Origin of the sequence: Pseudarthrobacter sp. H2 (genome assembly GCF_050157045.1) — a bacterium.
Taxonomy (GTDB): Bacteria; Actinomycetota; Actinomycetes; order Actinomycetales; family Micrococcaceae; genus Arthrobacter.
In genome coordinates this window covers 1,381,271-1,399,461 of sequence record NZ_CP189594.1, presented here as the reverse complement: position 1 = coordinate 1,399,461, position 18,191 = coordinate 1,381,271, and the positions used below count along the sequence as shown (strand labels likewise).

The 18,191-nt window shown below is 67.4% G+C and carries 19 protein-coding genes, 1 tRNA gene, 1 other RNA gene and 1 pseudogene; 12 read left to right on the top strand and 10 right to left on the bottom strand.

Translation table 11 applies throughout. From position 1 onward, the window contains the following. Positions 1-59 precede the first annotated feature (59 nt). The 4 genes from orn to def all read left to right on the top strand — a co-directional run bounded on the left by orn (position 60) and on the right by def (position 2,875). Positions 60-716, top strand: a complete 657-nt coding sequence (gene orn / locus ACQCSZ_RS06650; RefSeq protein ID WP_427007260.1) for an oligoribonuclease — start codon at positions 60-62, stop codon at positions 714-716. Between the two features lie 167 nt (positions 717-883). Further along, positions 884-956, top strand: a tRNA-His gene (locus tag ACQCSZ_RS06645). Positions 957-1,102: 146 nt separating this feature from the next. After that, entirely contained in the window at positions 1,103-2,257 is a 1,155-nt protein-coding gene (locus tag ACQCSZ_RS06640; RefSeq protein WP_427008266.1) for an acyl-CoA dehydrogenase family protein, read from the top strand. Between the two features lie 45 nt (positions 2,258-2,302). Continuing rightward, a complete protein-coding gene (gene def / locus ACQCSZ_RS06635) occupies positions 2,303-2,875 on the top strand; it encodes a peptide deformylase (protein WP_427007259.1) in 573 nt (190 codons plus the stop codon). A gap of 311 nt (positions 2,876-3,186) precedes the next feature. On the opposite strand, the gene ACQCSZ_RS06630 is transcribed toward def, so the two are convergent. Continuing rightward, on the bottom strand, positions 3,187-3,330 hold the full coding sequence (locus ACQCSZ_RS06630; protein ID WP_427007258.1) for a hypothetical protein: 144 nt from the start codon (positions 3,328-3,330) through the stop codon (positions 3,187-3,189). 129 nt (positions 3,331-3,459) lie between these two features. Between ACQCSZ_RS06630 and ACQCSZ_RS06625 the strand changes: the two genes are divergently transcribed. Continuing rightward, complete coding sequence (locus ACQCSZ_RS06625; protein ID WP_427007257.1) at positions 3,460-3,930, top strand: hypothetical protein; 471 nt, start codon at positions 3,460-3,462, stop codon at positions 3,928-3,930. 23 nt (positions 3,931-3,953) lie between these two features. Here ACQCSZ_RS06625 and ACQCSZ_RS06620 read toward each other — a convergent pair whose 3' ends face one another. The 5 genes and pseudogenes from ACQCSZ_RS06620 to rnpB form a co-directional block, all read right to left on the bottom strand. After that, a complete protein-coding gene (locus ACQCSZ_RS06620) occupies positions 3,954-4,250 on the bottom strand; it encodes a hypothetical protein (RefSeq protein WP_427007256.1) in 297 nt (98 codons plus the stop codon). 110 nt (positions 4,251-4,360) lie between these two features. Beyond that, positions 4,361-5,192: pseudogene (locus tag ACQCSZ_RS06615) on the bottom strand (HNH endonuclease family protein). A gap of 100 nt (positions 5,193-5,292) precedes the next feature. Next, positions 5,293-5,502: a hypothetical protein gene (locus ACQCSZ_RS06610; protein WP_427007255.1), complete on the bottom strand. Its 210-nt coding sequence runs from the start codon at positions 5,500-5,502 to the stop codon at positions 5,293-5,295. A gap of 133 nt (positions 5,503-5,635) precedes the next feature. Further along, entirely contained in the window at positions 5,636-7,126 is a 1,491-nt protein-coding gene (locus tag ACQCSZ_RS06605; protein ID WP_427007254.1) for a glyceraldehyde-3-phosphate dehydrogenase, read from the bottom strand. A 293-nt stretch (positions 7,127-7,419) separates the two neighbouring features. Further along, positions 7,420-7,813: RNase P RNA component class A (gene rnpB, locus ACQCSZ_RS06600), an RNA gene on the bottom strand. 130 nt (positions 7,814-7,943) lie between these two features. Here rnpB and ACQCSZ_RS06595 point away from each other — a divergent pair. Genes ACQCSZ_RS06595 through ACQCSZ_RS06585 form a run of 3 tightly spaced genes read left to right on the top strand, consistent with a single transcriptional unit; the run spans position 7,944 to position 10,580 of the window. Further along, positions 7,944-8,774, top strand: coding sequence for a slipin family protein (locus ACQCSZ_RS06595; RefSeq protein WP_427007253.1), 831 nt, complete (start codon positions 7,944-7,946; stop codon positions 8,772-8,774). 56 nt (positions 8,775-8,830) lie between these two features. After that, positions 8,831-9,775 (top strand): alpha/beta hydrolase, encoded by a 945-nt coding sequence (locus ACQCSZ_RS06590; RefSeq protein ID WP_427007252.1) that lies wholly within the window; start codon positions 8,831-8,833, stop codon positions 9,773-9,775. Between the two features lie 40 nt (positions 9,776-9,815). Next, a complete protein-coding gene (locus ACQCSZ_RS06585; RefSeq protein ID WP_427007251.1) occupies positions 9,816-10,580 on the top strand; it encodes a YaaA family protein in 765 nt (254 codons plus the stop codon). Between the two features lie 68 nt (positions 10,581-10,648). On the opposite strand, the gene ACQCSZ_RS06580 is transcribed toward ACQCSZ_RS06585, so the two are convergent. Both ACQCSZ_RS06580 and ACQCSZ_RS06575 read right to left on the bottom strand, forming a co-directional pair. Continuing rightward, a complete protein-coding gene (locus ACQCSZ_RS06580; RefSeq protein ID WP_427007250.1) occupies positions 10,649-11,386 on the bottom strand; it encodes a zinc ribbon domain-containing protein in 738 nt (245 codons plus the stop codon). 61 nt (positions 11,387-11,447) lie between these two features. Further along, positions 11,448-12,416 (bottom strand): Nif3-like dinuclear metal center hexameric protein, encoded by a 969-nt coding sequence (locus tag ACQCSZ_RS06575; RefSeq protein ID WP_427007249.1) that lies wholly within the window; start codon positions 12,414-12,416, stop codon positions 11,448-11,450. Positions 12,417-12,514: 98 nt separating this feature from the next. Between ACQCSZ_RS06575 and msrA the strand changes: the two genes are divergently transcribed. From msrA to epsC, 3 genes are all read left to right on the top strand, one after another. Further along, positions 12,515-13,039: a peptide-methionine (S)-S-oxide reductase MsrA gene (msrA, locus tag ACQCSZ_RS06570; RefSeq protein ID WP_211878798.1), complete on the top strand. Its 525-nt coding sequence runs from the start codon at positions 12,515-12,517 to the stop codon at positions 13,037-13,039. 70 nt (positions 13,040-13,109) lie between these two features. Next, positions 13,110-14,045 (top strand): cysteine synthase A, encoded by a 936-nt coding sequence (gene cysK, locus ACQCSZ_RS06565; protein ID WP_427007248.1) that lies wholly within the window; start codon positions 13,110-13,112, stop codon positions 14,043-14,045. 40 nt (positions 14,046-14,085) lie between these two features. Continuing rightward, positions 14,086-14,670: a serine O-acetyltransferase EpsC gene (gene epsC / locus ACQCSZ_RS06560; protein ID WP_427007247.1), complete on the top strand. Its 585-nt coding sequence runs from the start codon at positions 14,086-14,088 to the stop codon at positions 14,668-14,670. 48 nt (positions 14,671-14,718) lie between these two features. Here epsC and ACQCSZ_RS06555 read toward each other — a convergent pair whose 3' ends face one another. Together ACQCSZ_RS06555 and gndA are read right to left on the bottom strand one after the other, a co-directional pair. Continuing rightward, positions 14,719-15,552 carry an oxidoreductase gene (locus tag ACQCSZ_RS06555; RefSeq protein WP_427007246.1) on the bottom strand — a complete coding sequence of 278 codons (834 nt, stop codon included), beginning with the start codon at positions 15,550-15,552 and terminating at the stop codon, positions 14,719-14,721. Between the two features lie 230 nt (positions 15,553-15,782). Then, positions 15,783-17,219, bottom strand: a complete 1,437-nt coding sequence (gndA, locus tag ACQCSZ_RS06550) for an NADP-dependent phosphogluconate dehydrogenase (RefSeq protein ID WP_427007245.1) — start codon at positions 17,217-17,219, stop codon at positions 15,783-15,785. A 236-nt stretch (positions 17,220-17,455) separates the two neighbouring features. Here gndA and ACQCSZ_RS06545 point away from each other — a divergent pair, with 236 nt between their 5' ends. Next, positions 17,456-18,184, top strand: a complete 729-nt coding sequence (locus ACQCSZ_RS06545; protein WP_427007244.1) for a FadR/GntR family transcriptional regulator — start codon at positions 17,456-17,458, stop codon at positions 18,182-18,184. The last annotated feature ends 7 nt before the right edge of the window (positions 18,185-18,191 follow it).

The following is an 18,191-nucleotide window of genomic DNA, read 5'->3' as shown; positions in this document are numbered from 1 at the left end:
GCGTACCCGAAATCCTAGCACCGGGCGGCTCCCGGGCGCCGAAACGGTAGGCTGTGCTGGTGCCTATATCTAATGAACGCATCGTCTGGATCGACTGCGAAATGACCGGCCTGGACACCGTGAACGACGCCCTCATCGAGGTCGCTGCCCTGGTGACGGACTCGGAACTTAATATTTTAGGGGACGGCGTCGACGTCGTCATCAAGCCGGACGACGCCGCGCTGGCCCAGATGAACGACTTCGTCCGCGACATGCACACCAGGTCCGGGCTGCTCGCGGAGCTTCCGCAGGGCAAGACCATGGCCGAAGCGCAGGCGACCGTGCTGGAGTACATCAAGAAATGGGTGCCCGAGGCCAGGAAGGCGCCGCTGGGCGGCAACTCGGTGGGAACGGACCGGGTCTTCCTCTTCCGTGACATGCCCGAGATCGTGGAGCACCTGCACTACCGCGTCATCGATGTGAGCACCATCAAGGAACTCTCCCGGCGCTGGTTCGCCCGCGCCTACTTCCAGTCCCCCGCCAAGCTTGGCGGCCACCGCGCCCTCGGCGACATCAGGGATTCCATCGACGAACTCCGCTACTACCGCGAGGCGGTCTTTGTCCCCGCCCCCGGACCGGACAGCGCCACGGCGCAGCGGATCGCGAAGCAGGTCATGGGCGCCGTGCAAGCACCGGCCGAGGCCGCCGCGGCGCCCGCCCAGGCTCCCGCCGAGTAATCCCGCCGAGTAATCCCGGGCCGCCCGGGAACGTGATCTGCACCACGTTTTGCGGAAATTTTGGCGAATTTCCCAAAAGTGGCAAAACCACCCCCGAACAACAGGTAAGCTATTTGTCGTTGCCTTTCCAGCCAGCCGGTCCGCCGGAGGGCATGCCGAGGCACATGGTGGGCGTAGCTCAGTTGGCAGAGCGCCTGGTTGTGGTCCAGGAGGTCGCGGGTTCAACCCCCGTCGCTCACCCTCATGAAGGACGGCAGTGATTGTCCGACCTTGCACGAAGGCCGTACCGGATATCCGGTGCGGCCTTTGTTGTCTGTCCAGTGTCCGCCGTCTCCCGGTGTTCCCGTCCGGGAGCCGTCCGGGAGCCGTCAATGGAAGGAACCGCCATGCAGCGCAGGCTCTTTGAAGAAGACCACGAGATGTTCCGTGGTGTCGCCACCGAGTTCAACGCGCGCGCGGTCGCCCCGCATTACGCCCAGTGGGACACGGACCACATGATGTCCCGGGAGCTGTGGACCGCGGCCGGCGAGCAGGGCCTGCTGGGCCTGGCCGTTCCCGAGGAGTTCGGCGGCATGGGAATGGACGACTACCGCTTCCGCGCCGTGCTGGACGAGGAATTCGCCAGGAGCAACCACCTCGCCGTCGGCCTCGCCTTCCACCTGCACGACGACCTGGTCCTCCCCCACCTGCTGGCCTACGGCTCCGACGATCTCAAGTCCCGGTGGCTGCCGGGCATGGTCTCCGGGGAGAAGGTCACCTCCGTCGCCTGGACCGAACCCGGCGCCGGCTCGGACCTGCGCGGCATCCGGACCAAGGCCGTGCGCGACGGCGGCGACTGGCTGATCAGCGGCCAGAAGACCTTCATCGGCAACGGCATCTCCGGGGACGCCTCCCTGGTCCTGGCCCGCACCGACGGCGGCACCGGCCGCGGCAGCCACGACTCCTTCTCGCTGTTCATGGTGCAGAAGGGCGAGGGGTACAACACCGGCAAGCAGCTGGACAAGATGGGCCTGAAGGCCTCCGACACCGCCGAACTGTTCTTCGACAACGTCCGCGTCCCGCACGCCGATCTGGTGGGCGAGGAAGGCAGGGGCCTGCAGTACGCGGCCGAACAGCTCCCGCAGGGCCGCCTGGCGATCGCCGTGGCGAGCTCCGCCGTCGTCCGCGCCGTCTACGAGGCGACCGTGCGCTACACGAAGGAGCGCAACGCCTTCGGTGAGCGGATCATCGACTTCCAGAACAGCCGCTTTGAACTCGCCGACATCCTCACCGAGGTCGAGGTCACCGAGGCCTACGTGGACCAGGCAATCCTTGCCTTCAACACCGGCGAACTCGACGCCGCCGCCGCCGCCCGCGCCAAGCTGTGGGCCTCCGAGCGGGCCAAATCGGTGACGGACCGCTGCCTCCAGCTGCACGGCGGCTACGGCTACATCATGGAATACCCGGTGGCCCAGGCCTACCTCGCCGCCCGGCTCCTCACCATCTTCGGCGGCACCAACGAAATCATGCGCGACGTCGTCGGCCGCACCATCGCCGGCTGACCGCCACAAAACAAGCTGCCGACAGCACCCGAGGAACCAACTGATATGACAGTTTTGCCCATCACGATCTGGGGCGAGCCCGTGCTGCACCGCCGGGCCGCCGAAGTCGAAGTCTTCGACGACGAACTGCGCACCCTGATCGCGGACATGTTCGAGACCAACGACGCCGCCAACGGCGTCGGCCTGGCCGCGCCCCAGGTCGGGGTGGGCAAGCGGCTTTTCATCTACAAGTACGAGAACGACGACGGCGCCCCGCCCGCCGGCGCCGTCGTCAACCCGGTCCTGACCCTGACCAAGATCTCCGGCGCGCTGCCGGACCCGGACGAGGAAGTGGAAGGGTGCCTGTCCTTCCCCGGCGGGCAGTACCCGCTCAAGCGTGCCGAATGGGCCCGGGTGCAGGGCTTTGACGGCTACGGCCAGCCGGTGGACTTCGAGGCGACCGACTGGTTCGCCCGCGTGATCCAGCACGAGTACGACCATCTGGACGGCAAGCTCTACATCAACCGGCTCATCGACCGCTACGCCCGCAAGGCCAAGAAGCAGGCCAGGAACAGCGGCTGGGGCGTCCCGGGGCTGACCTGGATGCCGGGCGTGGATCCGGACCCGTTCGGGCACTGACCGCCGGGCCGCCGGGGTGGGGGTGGACGGATTCTCCCCGCCTTTGAAGGGCCGGTCCGGCGTGTTCCACGGAATCACGGGGGATTTCCGGGCCCGCGAAGCCAAAGCCGGGGAATTTCAGCGCACACCCGTCCGTCCGCAGGTCTGCTCCCCGCGGTCCGGGGGGACCTTGGCGCCGACACGCCGTCGCCTGGCCGGGATTCCGTGGCTGGGGGCTTCAAAGTCGCCCCGGACCGCGGCCACCGGCACCAGCGGGGATTTCGGTGGCTGCGATGCCAAAGCCGAGGATTTTCAGCGCACGCCGATCCGGCTCAGCGCCGGGACCCGAATCCCAGGCCGCCCGGCAGGGGCGAACCCATGCCCAGAAGGAAGCCGAAGTCATACCAGTTGCCGGAACGGGCGGAGTTGTAGAAGGGGAACTCGCTCCGGGCCCCGAAGACATGGACGATCAGCACGATCCAGGCGGTCAGCCCGGGCCAACACCGCAAGAGCTGAGTTAACCGGATAGGCATGAGTGGGGAAACTCCGCGTCAGACTGCCGGCGGAGGACCTCCGGGTCGAGGCGGGATGTCATGATGGTGCCCATGAAGCGGAAACTGGCAGGTCTGGCGATTGCGCTGCTGCTCGCTGGGGGAACGGCGGGCTGCTCCGCACCGATCGCATGCCCGGCCCTCGCGTGGATGAACTCCGTCACGGTGACGCTGGACGGCCGCGTTGAGGCCGTGAGCCTCGTCGAGCTTTGCGCGGACGATGTCTGCTCGATTCGCTCGGACGGTCCGGCGACCTTTCCGGTGACTTCCGTCAGCCCGGGTGCCATGCCGGCTCCCGCAACGTCCGCGCCGTCGTTCAACCCGTACTACGCTGCGCGGGTCGACGACCGGACGTGGACGGTCAGCCTGCTGATGAGGTCGCCGGAAAGGGTCAGGGTCCGCGCACTTTCGGCTGACGGAGCCGTCCTGGCCGAGCGCGACGTGGAGCTGGGCTGGACCCGGGTCGGCGGCAGCGAGCAGTGCGGCGGCCCGGCGACGGCGGGTCCGATCACGCTGGTTGTCTAGAAGCGCGTGGCGTGCTCCCCGGCCTATGGCATCACCTTGTACAGGTCGATGACGGTCTCTTCCGGCTGGGAGGTAAACCCGCCCTCGATGCCCGCCTGCATCCTGGGCAGGAGGATCTCGTTGCTGAATTTCTCCCAGCTCTCCTTCGAGTCGTGGACCGCCATGATCGTCCAGCCCCCGGCGGAAGCGCCTGCGGCGTGGAAGGCCTGGCCCTCCGGCAGGCGGCCTTCGCCAGGATGGACCGCGGCGATTGACGCCTCGTACTGCTCCTTGGTTCCCCCCGGGAAAAAATGCACAACTCCGTATGCGGTGGAAGCCATGTCTGCTCCTAGATTCGTGGGCTTGTACCTGACACGCCCAGTCCTAGACCCCGGCATCCCCGGTGTCAATAAACCCGGGCATCGGGGAGGTGCCTGGCTATGGGACAGGCTCAGGGAACAATGGTCTGCTGCTGCGGGCAGGAACCCAGGACCCGCTTCATCGCTTCCTTCTCCGCCGGGGTCACCCACAGCCGGTACGCCGCCTTGACGGAGATCTGCCGGGCCACATAGTGGCAGCGGATGGCCTTGTTCGGCGGCAGCCAGGTGGCGGCGTCGGACGCGCTCTTGTCCTGGTTTGCAGGGCCGTCCACTGCGATCAGGTTCAAAGGATCGTTGGCCAGGTGCTGGCGCTGCTCCGCCGTGAGCTGCTGCGCGCCTTTCTGCCAGGCGTCGCCGAGGGCCACGACGTGGTCGATCTGCACGTCCTTGCTGCTCTCCGCTCCCCTGCGGAAGACGATTCCGCGGCCGGTGTACGGTTCCCGGAACGTCCCTGCGGCCACCCGGCAGCGCGAACCGTCGGCAAATTCGGCGTCCGACAGGTCCCGGCGGAGGATGTCGTTGCGCGTGTCGCAGCCGTTGCGGTCCACGTCCAGCCAGGCCTGGCCGAACGCGCTGCGATCATAGTTGTCCTGGCCGGCACGGCCCTTGACCGCGAGGGTTTCCAGCGCGGCCGTTGCGGATCCCCGCGGCACCGCACGGACGGGGGCCACGGCCCTCATCCAGCCGGCGGCCAGCACGGGGGCGTCGGCGGGGCCCGTGGCCTCGGGTTCCGCCGCGGCGAACTGGCCGGCGGTGAAGAACCAGCCGAGGCCTTCTGTCCCCATTTGAAGGCTGCTCAACGGTCTGTCTTCCGGCCACGACGACGAATGCCATGGCCAGCAGGGCCCAGGCCTGGCCGGAGCGCCTGCGGGCGCGCCGGAACTCGGTCCAGGTAACGCTCATGAAGCTGTCCGGTGGGCTATTTCCTGCTGCACCCCCAAAGCCTAGGCCAAGGCTGCGACACTGACGGTGTTATCCACACTGTGGGGGACAGCTGGCGGAGCTACTGCTCTCTGGTCACGCGCCCCAGGTCTTCGTTGGCGATGTCCAGCAGCTCCCGCAGCTGGTTGACCCTGGCGTCGTCGATCTCGCCGGCGTCACGCTTGGCGAGGGCATCGTCGAGGAGGCGCTTGGCTTCCTTCGCGTTCCGCCGCGCGACGTCCAGCGCGTGTTCGAGGGTGGTTTCGTGCTCCACAGCCGGGTTCTGTTCCATGGCTCCATTGTGGTTCCCTTTCCCGGCCGATTCCAGAGCATCGGCCGGGAAAGGGTAAATAAGTCCCGGTCAGGGACGTGCGGTGAGGCTGCCGCTACCGGAGCCTGCAGGCCCGGCAATCAGGCGTCGGTAATCAGGCGTCGGCGGCCAGGCCCGCGGCGACCAGGATCGAGGCCGCGTCCTTTGCGGGGAAGGACGGCGGGTTCACGCCGGCTATTTCCTCCATGACGCGGACCACCTGGCAGCTGTAGCCGAACTCGTTGTCGTACCAGACGTACAGCACGAGGTTCTTGTCGCTGGAGATGGTGGCAAGGCCGTCAACGATGCCTGCCCGGCGGGAGCCGACGAAGTCCGTGGAGACAACCTCGGGCGAATCGATGTAATCGATCTGCTTGCGCAGCTCCGAGTGCAGCGACATTTCCCGCAGGTAGTCGTTGACCTCGTCCTTGCTCGTGCCGTTCTCGAGGCTCAGGTTCAGGATGGCCATGGAGACGTCCGGGGTGGGGACGCGGATGGCGTTGCCCGTGAGCTTGCCCTGGAGTTCCGGCAGGGCCTTGGCCACGGCCTTGGCGGCACCCGTCTCGGTGATGACCATGTTCAGGGCGGCCGAGCGTCCGCGGCGTTCACCCTTGTGGAAGTTGTCGATCAGGTTCTGGTCGTTGGTGAAGGAGTGGACCGTCTCCACGTGGCCGTGCACGACGCCGTAGCGGTCGTTGATCGCCTTCAGCACGGGGGTGATGGCGTTGGTGGTGCAGGAGGCCGCGGTGACGATCTTGTCGGAGTCGGTGATCGCACCGTGGTTGATGCCGTGCACGATGTTCTTCAGGTCGCCCTTGCCCGGAGCGGTGAGCAGCACACGGGAGGCGCCCTTGCTCTGCAGGTGCTGGGACAGTCCCTCGGCGTCGCGCCAGCGACCCGTGTTGTCGACGATCAGCGCGTCGTGGATGCCGTAGGCGGTGTAGTCCACGGTGGCGGGGTTGTCCGAGTAGATGACCTGGATCTGGACACCGTTGGCGGTGATGGTGTCGTTCTCGAGGTCCACCTTGATGGTGCCCTCGAAGGGTCCGTGGACGGAGTCGCGGCGCAGCAGGCTGGCGCGCTTGGTCAGGTCGTTGTCCGAGCCGCGCCGGACCACGATGGCGCGGAGCCGCAGGCCGTGGCCGCCGCCGGCCTTTTCGATCAGGAGGCGGGCCAGGAGCCGGCCAATGCGTCCGAAGCCGTACAGGACGACGTCGGTGCCGGTGCGGTCGTCGCCGCCGCGCTTGCCCACGACCTCGGCGAGTTCCTCGCGGAGGAATTCATCCAGCGTGGCGCCGTTGCCTTCCGCCCGGTACTTCTCGGTGAGCCGGGCGACGTCGATGGCTGCCGCGCCCAGTTCCAGCTTCGTCAGGGCCTCAAGGAGAGGTGCGGTCTCTTCGAGGCGCAGCTCTTCGTGGCTCATCCGGCGGGCGAAACGGTGCGCCTTCAGGATGTTCATAGTGGACTTGTTGATCAGGCTACGGCCGTGGATGGAAGTCACCACGTTGTTCTCGCGGTACAACCGGCCGATGAGGGGAATCATGGCCTCGGCGAGCGCCTCACGGCCCATCCACGTATCAAGACAAGAATCTGATGTCTGGCTCACAGAACTACCTTCCTAAAATCCACCACATACGTCCGCGTATGTGGAAGTCGGCCGCCGGAGGGTGTCCGGGAACCTGGCCGCCGGCGGGGATTCGGTCCACCCCGGGCGCCTGCATGAAGTGCAAAGAAAAACCGCCGGCTGCGAACGCAGACCCGGCGGGAGAACTTCTACGTTCACGATCCATTCTAGGGTGGCGCCGCGGTGGCCGGTGCACGGCCCGGCGTGAAATCACTCACATACGCCGTGCGGAGGCCCGGCCGGGTGGAGGCACAGGTGGCGCCGCGGCCGGTGGGTGGATGGGTTGACCGATACGCCGGGTTCTGTGTTCCCGCGCCGTTACCGGCGCGGGAGTAGCGGCCATCCATCTACGAACGCCGTTGCCGGCGCCCTCCAGCGGCCTACCCGGACACTCGGGCGGGCAGCCCTCAAACGTGCCCTGTCTGGCCTTGCTCCGGGTGGGGTTTACCTAGCCTTCCCGGTCACCCGGGAAGCTGGTGGTCTCTTACACCACCGTTTCACCCTTACCTGCCCTGCAGCCTGTGCAAGCACCAACGGCAGGCAGGCGGTCTGTTCTCTGCGGCACTGTCCTGCGGGTTACCCCGAGTGGGCGTTACCCACCACCCTGCCCTGCGGAGCCCGGACGTTCCTCGAGCCACTTGCGTGACGCGCGGCCGCCTGGTCAACCCATCCGCAGTCCATTCTACGGTCCCCGGAGGCGCGCCATCACCGGATCCATTTGGGGTCCCTGGTGGGACAATGGAAGCAGGAACGGGGCAGGACAGTCCCCGGCTTCAGGTTGCACAAGGGAAGTGATCCGGTGGACCTCACCAGCATCGTCGTCCTCATCGTCGTCGTCGTACTGCTGCTGACGCTGGCCCGGATGTCCATCCGGATCGTCCGCCAGTATGAGCAGGGCGTCCTCTTCCGGCTCGGCAGGGTGATCGGGGTGAGGTTGCCCGGGCTGCGCTTCATCATTCCGGTGATCGACAAGCTCCCGCTCGTCAGCCTGCGGATTGTGACCATGCCGATCCAGTCGCAGGGCATCATCACCCAGGACAACGTCAGCGTCGATATTTCCGCCGTGGCGTACTACCGCGTGATCGACGCCGTGAAGTCGGTCGTCGCGATCGAGAACGTGGCGGCGGCCATCAACCAGATCGCCCAGACCACGCTGCGGAAAGTCGTCGGCCGGCACAGCCTGGACCAGACGCTGTCCGAAACCGAGCGCATCAACAGCGACATCCGGGAGATCCTGGATGCCCTCACGCTGGAGTGGGGAGTCCAGGTCACACTGGTGGAGCTCAAAGACATCCAGCTGCCCGAGAGCATGAAGCGCGCCATGGCCCGCCAGGCCGAGGCGGAGCGGGAAAAGCGGGCGAAGATCATCGCCGCCGAAGGCGAGTCCATCGCCGCTGCCGCCCTCGGCGACGCCTCGGACACCATGATGGCCCACCCGCTGGCCCTGCAGCTGCGGAATCTTCAGTCCCTCGTGGAGATCGCGGTGGACAAAAATTCGACGGTCGTCTTCCCTGCACCGCTCATGAGCACCATTGCAGAGCTCGCCGCCTTCCTCGCGCGCGAGACCCAGGCGGCCCGGACGGCCCAGACAGCGGCGTCGGCCTCCGCCACTCCGATCAAGGCCGCGTAGGACGGCGGGTAGGAACTACCCGTGTGCCAGGCGGCCCCGGTGTCTATGATCAGACAATGAAAGGGCCGTTGCTTGGTCGCCGGCGGATACTGGAGCTCGGAGCCGGGCTGCTGGGCGCCGCCACGCTGGACGCGTGTGCGACCGCGGAAAGCCGGCCGGAGGCCGGAACGGCAACCACAACTGCAGCCCAACAGCCTGACGGGATGGCCGGGACGCCGTCGGCCGAACCCGCAGCCGCTCCGGACGGGCCTGAGGCGCCTGGGGAGACGGGTGCGCAGCTGGAGTTCAGGACCGGGTCCTTTGTCTCGGAGTTCCGGCCCGGCGTCGCCACGGAATGGTCGGTGGCCGCGCCGCTGCTGTACGGCCGGGCCGGGCAGCACAAGCTTCCCGTGGCGGTGTTCCTCCACGGCACCGGCAGCAGCAACCGTTTCATCTTCGACGTCCTCGGCGCCCAGGCTGTCCTGCAGCGGCACCTCGCCGAGGGCGGACTGCCCTTCGCCATCGCAGCCGTGGACGGTGCCGACACGTGGTGGCACCCGCGCGCGGACGGTACCGATACCCAGTCGATGCTGCTCGCCGAGTTCATCCCCCTCCTCGCCGGGCAGGGGTTCGACACCGGCAACCTCGGCCTTGTGGGCCTGTCCATGGGCGGTTTCGGTGTGCTGCTGTTGGCCTCGCAGGGAAAGATCCCCGGGCTCCGGGCCGTCGCCGCCATGAGTCCCGCCGTCTCGAGCGACTACGACGCCAGCCTGGAGGATGCCTTCGACAGCCCCGAGGACTTCGCGGCCAATGACGTCTTCGCGCTCCGGCCGCAGCTGGCACCGCTGCCCAAACGGATCGACTGCGGCACCGACGACGCACTCCTAGCCACGGTCCAGGACTACGTCAGCGGCCTCCCCGGCCCCGTCGAAGGTGGCTTCCAGCCCGGCGGCCACGAGGACGGCTATTGGCGGCTGGTCCTTCCCGACGTCGTTGCCTTCCTGGCCAGGCACCTGGCCTGACCGGGCGCCTGGCCTGACCGGGCGCCGGTAAGATCGGACGGTGCTGATTCTGCTGCCGCCCTCCGAGGGCAAGACCCCCGCTGCCGGCGGCGACTCCGTCGACTGGACCTCCCTCAGCTTTCCCGGGCTCAACACGTACCGGGCCAGGGTTCTGGAGGCCCTCGGGACGGTCAGCGCGCATGAGGACGCGCTGGCGCTGCTCGGCGTCGGCGCGTCGCTGAAGGCCGACGTCGAACGCAACACCAGGCTGCACGCCGAACCGGCGGCCCCGGCCCACCAGGTGTATTCCGGCGTACTCTATGACGCTCTCGGCTACGGCTCCCTCACGGCGGCGCAGCGGAAGAAGGCCGACGAGTCCGTGCTGGTCGTTTCCGCGCTCTGGGGCGCCATCCGCTTCGCGGACCGGGTGCCGGCCTACCGGCTGTCGATGGCCACCGCACTGCCCGACGTCGGACGGCTGGCCCCCTTCTGGAAGCCGCAGCTGAACGCCGCCCTTGCCGCCGCCACCGCCGGCGAACTGCTGGTGGACTGCCGCTCCAGCACCTACGCCGCGGCGTGGACTCCCCCGCCGGCGCAGACTGTTGCCGTGAATGTCTTCACCGAGGCGGGCGGCGTGCGCAAGGTGGTCAGCCATTTCGCCAAGCACACCCGCGGTGAGCTGGCACGCCATCTGCTGCAGCGCCGCGGCAAGGCGCCGCAGACCCCCGCACAGCTGCAGAAGGCGGCAGCCGCCAGGTGGACCGTGGAGCTCATCGAGGGCACGGCCCGGAAGCCGCACACCCTCAACATCATCCTGCCCAACTAGCTCGCATTAGTTGTCGTTTTGAGCCCTCAGAACGACAACTAATGCGAGTCAGTTGGGGCGGGAAGAGGCTAGACCCACTCGGCCGAGCGGACCAGGATGCAGCCGGAATCCGGGCAGAACACGATGTCGTCCTCGGCCGCGGCCTTGATCTCGGCCAGGTCGCCCGGGCTGAGCTGCATGCCGGAGCCTTCCGAGGTTCCGTGGAACAACCGGGCCGCGCCGACACCGCGCCGGGCGAGGGTCTTCTCATAGACCGCGAGCAGCCCGGACTCCAGGTCAGCGGCGAACCCGGCCCGGCGTCCCCGGACCACGGTGGCCTCGGCGGCGATCTCGGCCAGCGCCTCGTCCAGTTCAGCACGGATGACGCCGAACGAGCCCTGGATGTCATCGACGATCTGCTGCTGGGCCGCCTGCCGCAGCCGGAGCGAATCCAGCCGTTCCAGGACCTCGAGCTCGACGTCCTCGAGGTCCGAGCGCCGCTTGTTCAGCGAGACGAGGTCACGCTGCAGGGCAACCAGGTCCTTGGACAGGCCGGTGCCGCTGTTGAGCTTCGCCTCGTCGCGTTCGATCCGGGACGCCACCTGCTCCACGTCCGCCTCGGCGCGCTTGAGCTCAAGTTCGGCGTCGTGGACGGCCATCTTCGCACCACCCAGCTCGCTGTGCGCAACACCGAGTGCGGCTTCAAGATCGGTGATCCGGGAGTCGCTTTCAAGGGCCACGCGGCGGTTGGACAGGGACTTGAGCTTCGCATCGAGCCCCTGCAATTCGAGCAACTTCAACTGTTCCGCCGGTGCTGCCTTGGCCACTGTTACCTCCGCTTGATCCCTTCCGGCCGGGGCCGGGCACCTTATCGGCGCTTAGTAGACTCTAATCCCCGCCCGGAGTCAGAATGAAGTCCCAGGGGTCGCTGTTGGTGCTGCTGACCCGGATCTCCACCTCATGGCCCTGGTCGGACAGGACGTTGCCGAGGGCCGCGGCCGCCGCGGGCAGCCACAGCCACTCGCTGGCGAAGTGCGAGACATCGATCAGGTACGGCCGGCCGTTGACGGCTCCCTCACGGGCTTCCGACGCCGGATGGTGCCGCAGATCGGCCGTCACGTAAACATCGGCGTTGCTCGCCCGGACCGCGCCGAAGAGGGAATCCCCGGCGCCGCCGCACACGGCGACGCGCCGGATGAGGCCGTCCGGGTCACCGGATACGCGCACTCCGCCGGCCACGGCGGGCAGGATGCCGAAGACCCGGGCCGCGAAGTCGCCCAGCGTCAGGACATCCGGCAGGTCCCCGACCCGGCCGATGCCTTCCTCCGGGAGCCCGTTCATGGCCGGGGTCAGGGGTGCCACGTTCTGCAGCCCGAGCGCGTCGGCCAGGACGTCGGACACGCCGCCGACGGCGGAGTCGCCGTTGGTGTGGACCGTCAGCAGGCCCGTTCCCGACTCGATCAGGCGGTGAACGGCCTTGCCCTTGGCGGTGTTGGCCGCGACCGACGTCACACCCGTCAGCAGCAGGGGATGGTGGCTGATCAGCAGTTCCGCACCGAAGTCGATGGCTTCCTCGATCACCTCGAGCGTCGGGTCGACGGCGAAGAGGATCCTGGTCACCTCGGCCGAGGGATGCCCTGCGACGAGGCCGACCTCGTCCCACTCCTCGGCGAGGGATTCGGGCCAGAGTTCCTCGACGGCGAGCAGGATCGTACCGACGGTGGGGGCGTCCGTGTTGGTGCCAGTGTCGATGGCAGCGTCAGTGCCAGTGTCGATGGCAGCGTTGGTGCCAGTGTTGGTGCCAGCCTCTGTGCCTCTGGCGGACTCAGCTGAAACGTCGGTATTCACAGGTTCCATGCCTCATTCTTACCCTATCCGGTGACCTGCCCCACAGCCGCCGGGCACCAGGATGCGGCTCCGGGAATCATCCGGGCAGTTCAACCATTGAACAGGACATGAGAACTTTTGTCCTCGGCGGAGGCTGCTTCTGGTGCCTCGACGCCGTCTACCAGAAAACCAAGGGCGTCAGCTCGGTCATTTCGGGCTACACCGGAGGCCATGACCGTGACCCCGACTACTACGCCGTGTGCTCCGGAACCACCGGCCATGCGGAGGTCGTGGCGGTGACATTCGACGAGGACGTGATCCCGGCCGAGGTCATCCTGGACATGTTCTTCGCGCTGCACGACCCCACCACGCTCAACCGGCAGGGCTACGACGTCGGCACGCAGTACCGCTCCTCGATGTTCTACGAGACCACGGAGGAGAAGGTCCTTTTCGAGGAGGCGATCGAACGGAACCAGCAACTCTGGGCCGACCCGATCGTGACCGAGGTCAGCCGACTGCCGGTGTTCCACGTCGCGGAAGCCATGCACCAGGACTTCTACGCCAAGTACCCGGGCGAGGGCTACTGCCGGGTGATCATCAACCCGAAGCTGGCCAAGGCGAGGAAATATTACTCTGCATGGCTTAATGCTTAGCTAGGGTCCGCGCGTGCTCGTTAGGCTGACCCCAGCACCCACCCGCTTCTTCAGACAGGCACCCATACACATGGCACAGATCTATGACGATGTTACCCAGCTGGTTGGCGGCACTCCGCTGGTTCGGCTCAACCGGCTCACCGAGGGCCTGGACGCCACGGTGGCCGTCAAGCTGGAGTTCTACAACCCGGCCAACAGCGTCAAGGACCGCATCGGCGTAGCCATTGTTGATGCTGCCGAGAAGTCCGGTGCCCTGAAGCCCGGCGGCACCATCGTCGAAGGGACCTCCGGCAACACCGGCATCGCCCTGGCCATGGTGGGCGCGGCACGCGGCTACAAGGTCATCCTCACCATGCCGGAAACCATGTCCACGGAACGCCGTGTCATGCTCCGCGCCTACGGTGCCGAAATCGTGCTGACCCCCGGTTCCGAGGGCATGCGCGGCGCCGTCGAGAAGGCCCAGGAGATCGTGGCCAACACGGAAAACTCTGTCTGGGCCCAGCAGTTCGCCAACGAGGCCAACCCCGCGATCCACCGCACCACCACCGCGGAGGAAATCTGGACCGACACCGACGGCAAGGTGGACATCTTTGTGTCCGGCATCGGCACCGGCGGAACCATCACCGGCGTCGGACAGGTCCTCAAGGAGCGCAAGCCCGGCGTCCAGATCGTTGCCGTCGAGCCGAAGGATTCCGCAATCCTGAACGGCGGCCCCGCGGGTCCGCACAAGATCCAGGGCCTCGGCGCCAACTTCGTGCCGGAAATCCTGGACACGGGCGTCTACGACGAGGTCCTGGACGCCACCCTGGAGGATTCCGTCCGCGTCGCCCGTGACCTCGGCATCCAGGAAGGCATCCTGGGCGGCATTTCCTCCGGCGCCATCGTCTGGGGAGCCCTCGAACTCGCCAAGCGCCCGGAGAACGCCGGTAAGCTCATTGTTGCCGTGGTCTGCGACTTCGGTGAGCGCTACATCTCCACCGTGCTGTACGACGACATCCGCGGCTGAGCCCGCACCGCTGTCCCACGATTCCTGTAGAAAGGTCTTTGTGAGCTTTTTCGCAAGACTAAAGGAAGACCTCGACGCCGCCCGGTCACACGACCCGGCGGCCCGAGGTTCTTTTGAAAACTTCTTTGCCTACTCCGGACTGCACGCGATCTGGGCCCACCGCCTGACGCACCGGATGTGGCAGAACCCGGCCCTCCGGTTCCCCGCCCGGCTGGTGTCCCAGCTGGCACGGTTCGCGACGGGGATCGAGATCCACCCAGGCGCCACGATCGGCCGGCGGTTCTTCATCGACCACGGGATGGGCGTCGTCATCGGCGAGACGGCCGAAATCGGCGAGGACGTGATGATCTATCACGGCGTGACCCTCGGCGGGCGTTCCCTGGCGAAGGTCAAGCGGCACCCCACCATCGAGGACCGCGTGGTGATCGGCGCCGGGGCCAAGATCCTGGGGCCCATCACCATCGGCCGGGACAGCGCCGTGGGCGCGAACGCCGTCGTGGTCAAGGACGCGCCGGCCGAATCGATCCTCACCGGCGTGCCGGCCACGTGGCGCCACCGCGACGCGCAGCGCGAGACCAAGCCCGCCGTCGACCCGGCCGAGTACGTCATCGACTACCACATTTAGCGTCCGCCACGCTCCGCCCGCCGGACGCTCGGCCACTACCGGAAACTGCTACGCCGGAAACCGCTTGTAGATGGTCCAGATCACGGCGTCGAACACGCGGTCCGGCAGCAGGCGCCGCAGCAGCAGCAGGGCCCGCGCGCTCCCGCCCACTTGATACCGGGTCTTGGGTCGGGGCGATATTGCGGCATGGACGATGGCATCGGCAACCGCTCCGGGCGGCGTGCAGAATGCGGCTTTGTCCGTGGTGGCAAGCACCGCCGCCATGACCCTGGCCTGCGCCGCGTACGGCCCGGTCCCGGAACTGGCCCGCAGGCCCCGGGCGGAAATGGCACCCCACTCGGACCGGGTACCTCCCGGCTCGATGATGGACACGCCGATGCCATGGGGCTTGAGTTCCATCCGCAGGCAATCGCTGAGGCCCTCGACGGCGAACTTCGTGGCGTGGTACCAGGCACCGAGCGGCTCATACATCTTCCCGCCCATGGAAGAGACGTTGATGATCCTCCCCCGGCCCGCGGCCCGCATCGCGGGAATCACCAGCTGCGTCATCCGGGCCAGGCCGAAGACGTTGACGTCGAACTGCCGCCGTCCCTCGGCCGGCTCCACCTCCTCGAGCGAGCCGTAGGAACCGTAGCCGGCGTTGTTCACGAGGACGTCAATCCGCCCGTGGGCCGCGATCACCCCGCCGACGGCGGCGCTCATGGACTCCTCATTTGTCACATCCAGCGCCACAATCCTGACCCCGCGGGCCGCCAAGGGCTCCATCTTGTCCACCCGCCGTGCTCCGGCATAGACGGTGAAGCCGTGCGCCGCGAGCTTCTTCGCGGTTTCAAAACCGATCCCGGTGGAGGCGCCGGTGACAAACGCTACGGGCTGGGTCATTTCCGGGCTCCTCAGGTGGCGGGACAGCCGGCGGCTTAAACGCCGACGGCCGGCGCCTCCCAGAGTAACGGGAAGGACCGGCCGTCCGCAGTGGCACGGGGATCCGGGCAGAGTGGGGCAGCCGGGTCCCTGCGTGGCGACGAAGTCGACACGAAAGGGATCCGGGCAGAGTGGGGCAGCCGGGTCCCTGCGTGGCGACGAAGTCGACACGAAAGGGCCTGCCCCAATCCCTAGTGGGTGTCCACTGCCTCGATCTCGGACTTGTCCTCGCCCCAGAGGGTGTGGAACGTGCCCCCGGCGTCGATCCGGCCGTAGGTGTGGGCGCCGAAGAGGTCGCGCTGGCCCTGGATCACGGCAGCCGGGAGGCGCTTGCGGCGCAGGCCGTCGTAGTAGGCCAGCGAGGAGGAGAACACCGGCACCGGGATGCCGAGCTGTACCGCCGTGGAGACCACCCGGCGCCACGCCGGAAGGACCTCCGCGATGGCCTTGGTGAACGCCGGAGCGAACAGCAGGTTGGCCGGCTTGTCCTCCAGCGCATAGGCGTTGGTGATCTCCTTGAGCAGCTCAGCCCGGATGATGCAGCCGCCGCGCCACAACGAGGCGATCTCGTCCAGCTTCAGGTCCCAGCCGTATTCCGTGGCCGCCGAGGTGAGCATGTCCAGTCCCTGGGCGTAGGAGACCAGCTTGGAGGCGTACAGCGCCTGGCGGACGTCCTCGACGAAGCCCTCGGGGACCTCGACGTCGGCCTCTCCGCCGGCCAGCAGCTCCTGGGCCAGCTTGCGCTGCTCCGTCTGGGAGGACAGGGCGCGGGCGAACACCGATTCGGCGATGCCCGACGTCGGGGAGCCCAGTTCGAGGGCGGAGATGACCGTCCAGCGGCCGGTGCCCTTCTGCCCGGCGGCGTCCACCACGACGTCGACGAACGGCTTCCCGGTCTTCGCGTCGACGTGGCCGAGGACCTCGGCGGAGATCTCGATCAGGAAGGAGGCGAGGTCTCCCTTGTTCCATTCGGTGAAGATCTTCGCCTGCTCGGCCGGTTCGATCCCCGCGCCGGAGCGCAGCAGGTCGAAGGCCTCGCCGATGACCTGCATGTCCGCGTATTCGATGCCGTTGTGGACCATCTTGACGAAGTGTCCGGCGCCGTCGGTGCCGATCCAGGCGCAGCACGGCTTGCCGTCCACGTGCGCGGCGATCTTTTCCAGCAGCGGTCCCAGGGCGTCGTAGGACTCCTTCGAGCCGCCGGGCATGATCGAGGGCCCGTTCAGGGCGCCTTCCTCGCCGCCGGAGACGCCGATGCCGACGAAGTGCAGGTCCTTCTTAGCCAGGGCGGCTTCGCGGCGGCGGGTGTCCTCGTAGTGCGAGTTGCCGGCGTCGATGATGATGTCGCCGGCCTCCAGCAGCGGCTCGAGCTGCTCGATCACGGAGTCGACCGGCTTGCCGGCCTTGACCATGATCAGGACGCGGCGGGGCTTCTCCAGCGAGTCAACGAGCTCCTGGAGCGTCTCCGTGCGGACAAAGTCGCCGTCCGTGCCGTGCTTTTCCAGCAGCGCGTCGGTTTTCTCCACCGAGCGGTTGTGCAGGGCAACGGTGAAGCCGTTCCGGGCCAGGTTGCGGGCGAGGTTGGCCCCCATCACCGCAAGGCCGGTGACACCGATGTGTGCTGACATCAAAACTCCAATTCATTCTGTGCAACGGGTGCAATGCGTCCCGCGATTGCCGCGGGACACGCTTCGTGGGATCAGTGGCTGTCAATAAACCATATGTATTCGGACGGCGATGGGAAAGCGGTGCCCATCTTTCGGAATACGGCACGTCCTGACCAGTCTATGATTTCCGGGCCCTCTCCGCCGGGCAGGGCCCGGCCGGCGTCGGAATCGCCATGCGCAGCATTATGCTTACGACTATGTCAACCAGCCTCCACCACCGTGCCATTGAGCACCTCGGGACCCGCATCGTCGCGGGCGACCTCCCCACCGGCCACGTCATGCTGGCCGAGCAGCTCGAAGCCGAGCTGAAGGTCTCCCGTTCCGTGGTCCGTGAGGCGGTCCGCGTCCTGCAGTCCCTGGGCCTTGTCGAAACCGTCAAGCGCGTGGGGATCCGGGTCCTGCCCGCCAGCCGCTGGAACCCGTTCGATCCCCAGGTGATCCGCTGGCGCCTCGCCGGCGAAGGCCGCGGCGCGCAGCTCCGCTCCCTCGCCGAGCTGCGCACCGCCGTCGAACCGGTGGCCGCCGAACTCGCCGCCGTCAACGCTCCCCTCGAGCTCCGGCGTAAGCTCGTGGAGGTTTCCCACGCCATGCGCGACGCCGGCCAGTCCGGTGACGTGCCCCGCTTCCTGGAGCTGGACATCCAGTTCCACTCCCTGCTGCTGGCTGGATCCGGCAATGAGATGTTCGCCAACATGGCCGGCCAGGTGGCCGAAACACTGACCGGGCGCACCCTTCACGGCCTGATGCCGGACCACCCGCGCGCCACCGCGCTTCAGTGGCACGTGGAGGTGGCGGAGGCAATTGCCGCCGGCGACGCCGCCAGGGCACGCGAGGCGTCGAACAGGATCATGCGCGGCTCCATCTCGGAGCTGGAGCCGGCCTGGAAGGACCAGCCCAGGGTGTTCGTTCCGCTCCCGAGCCGCTGACGCGAGC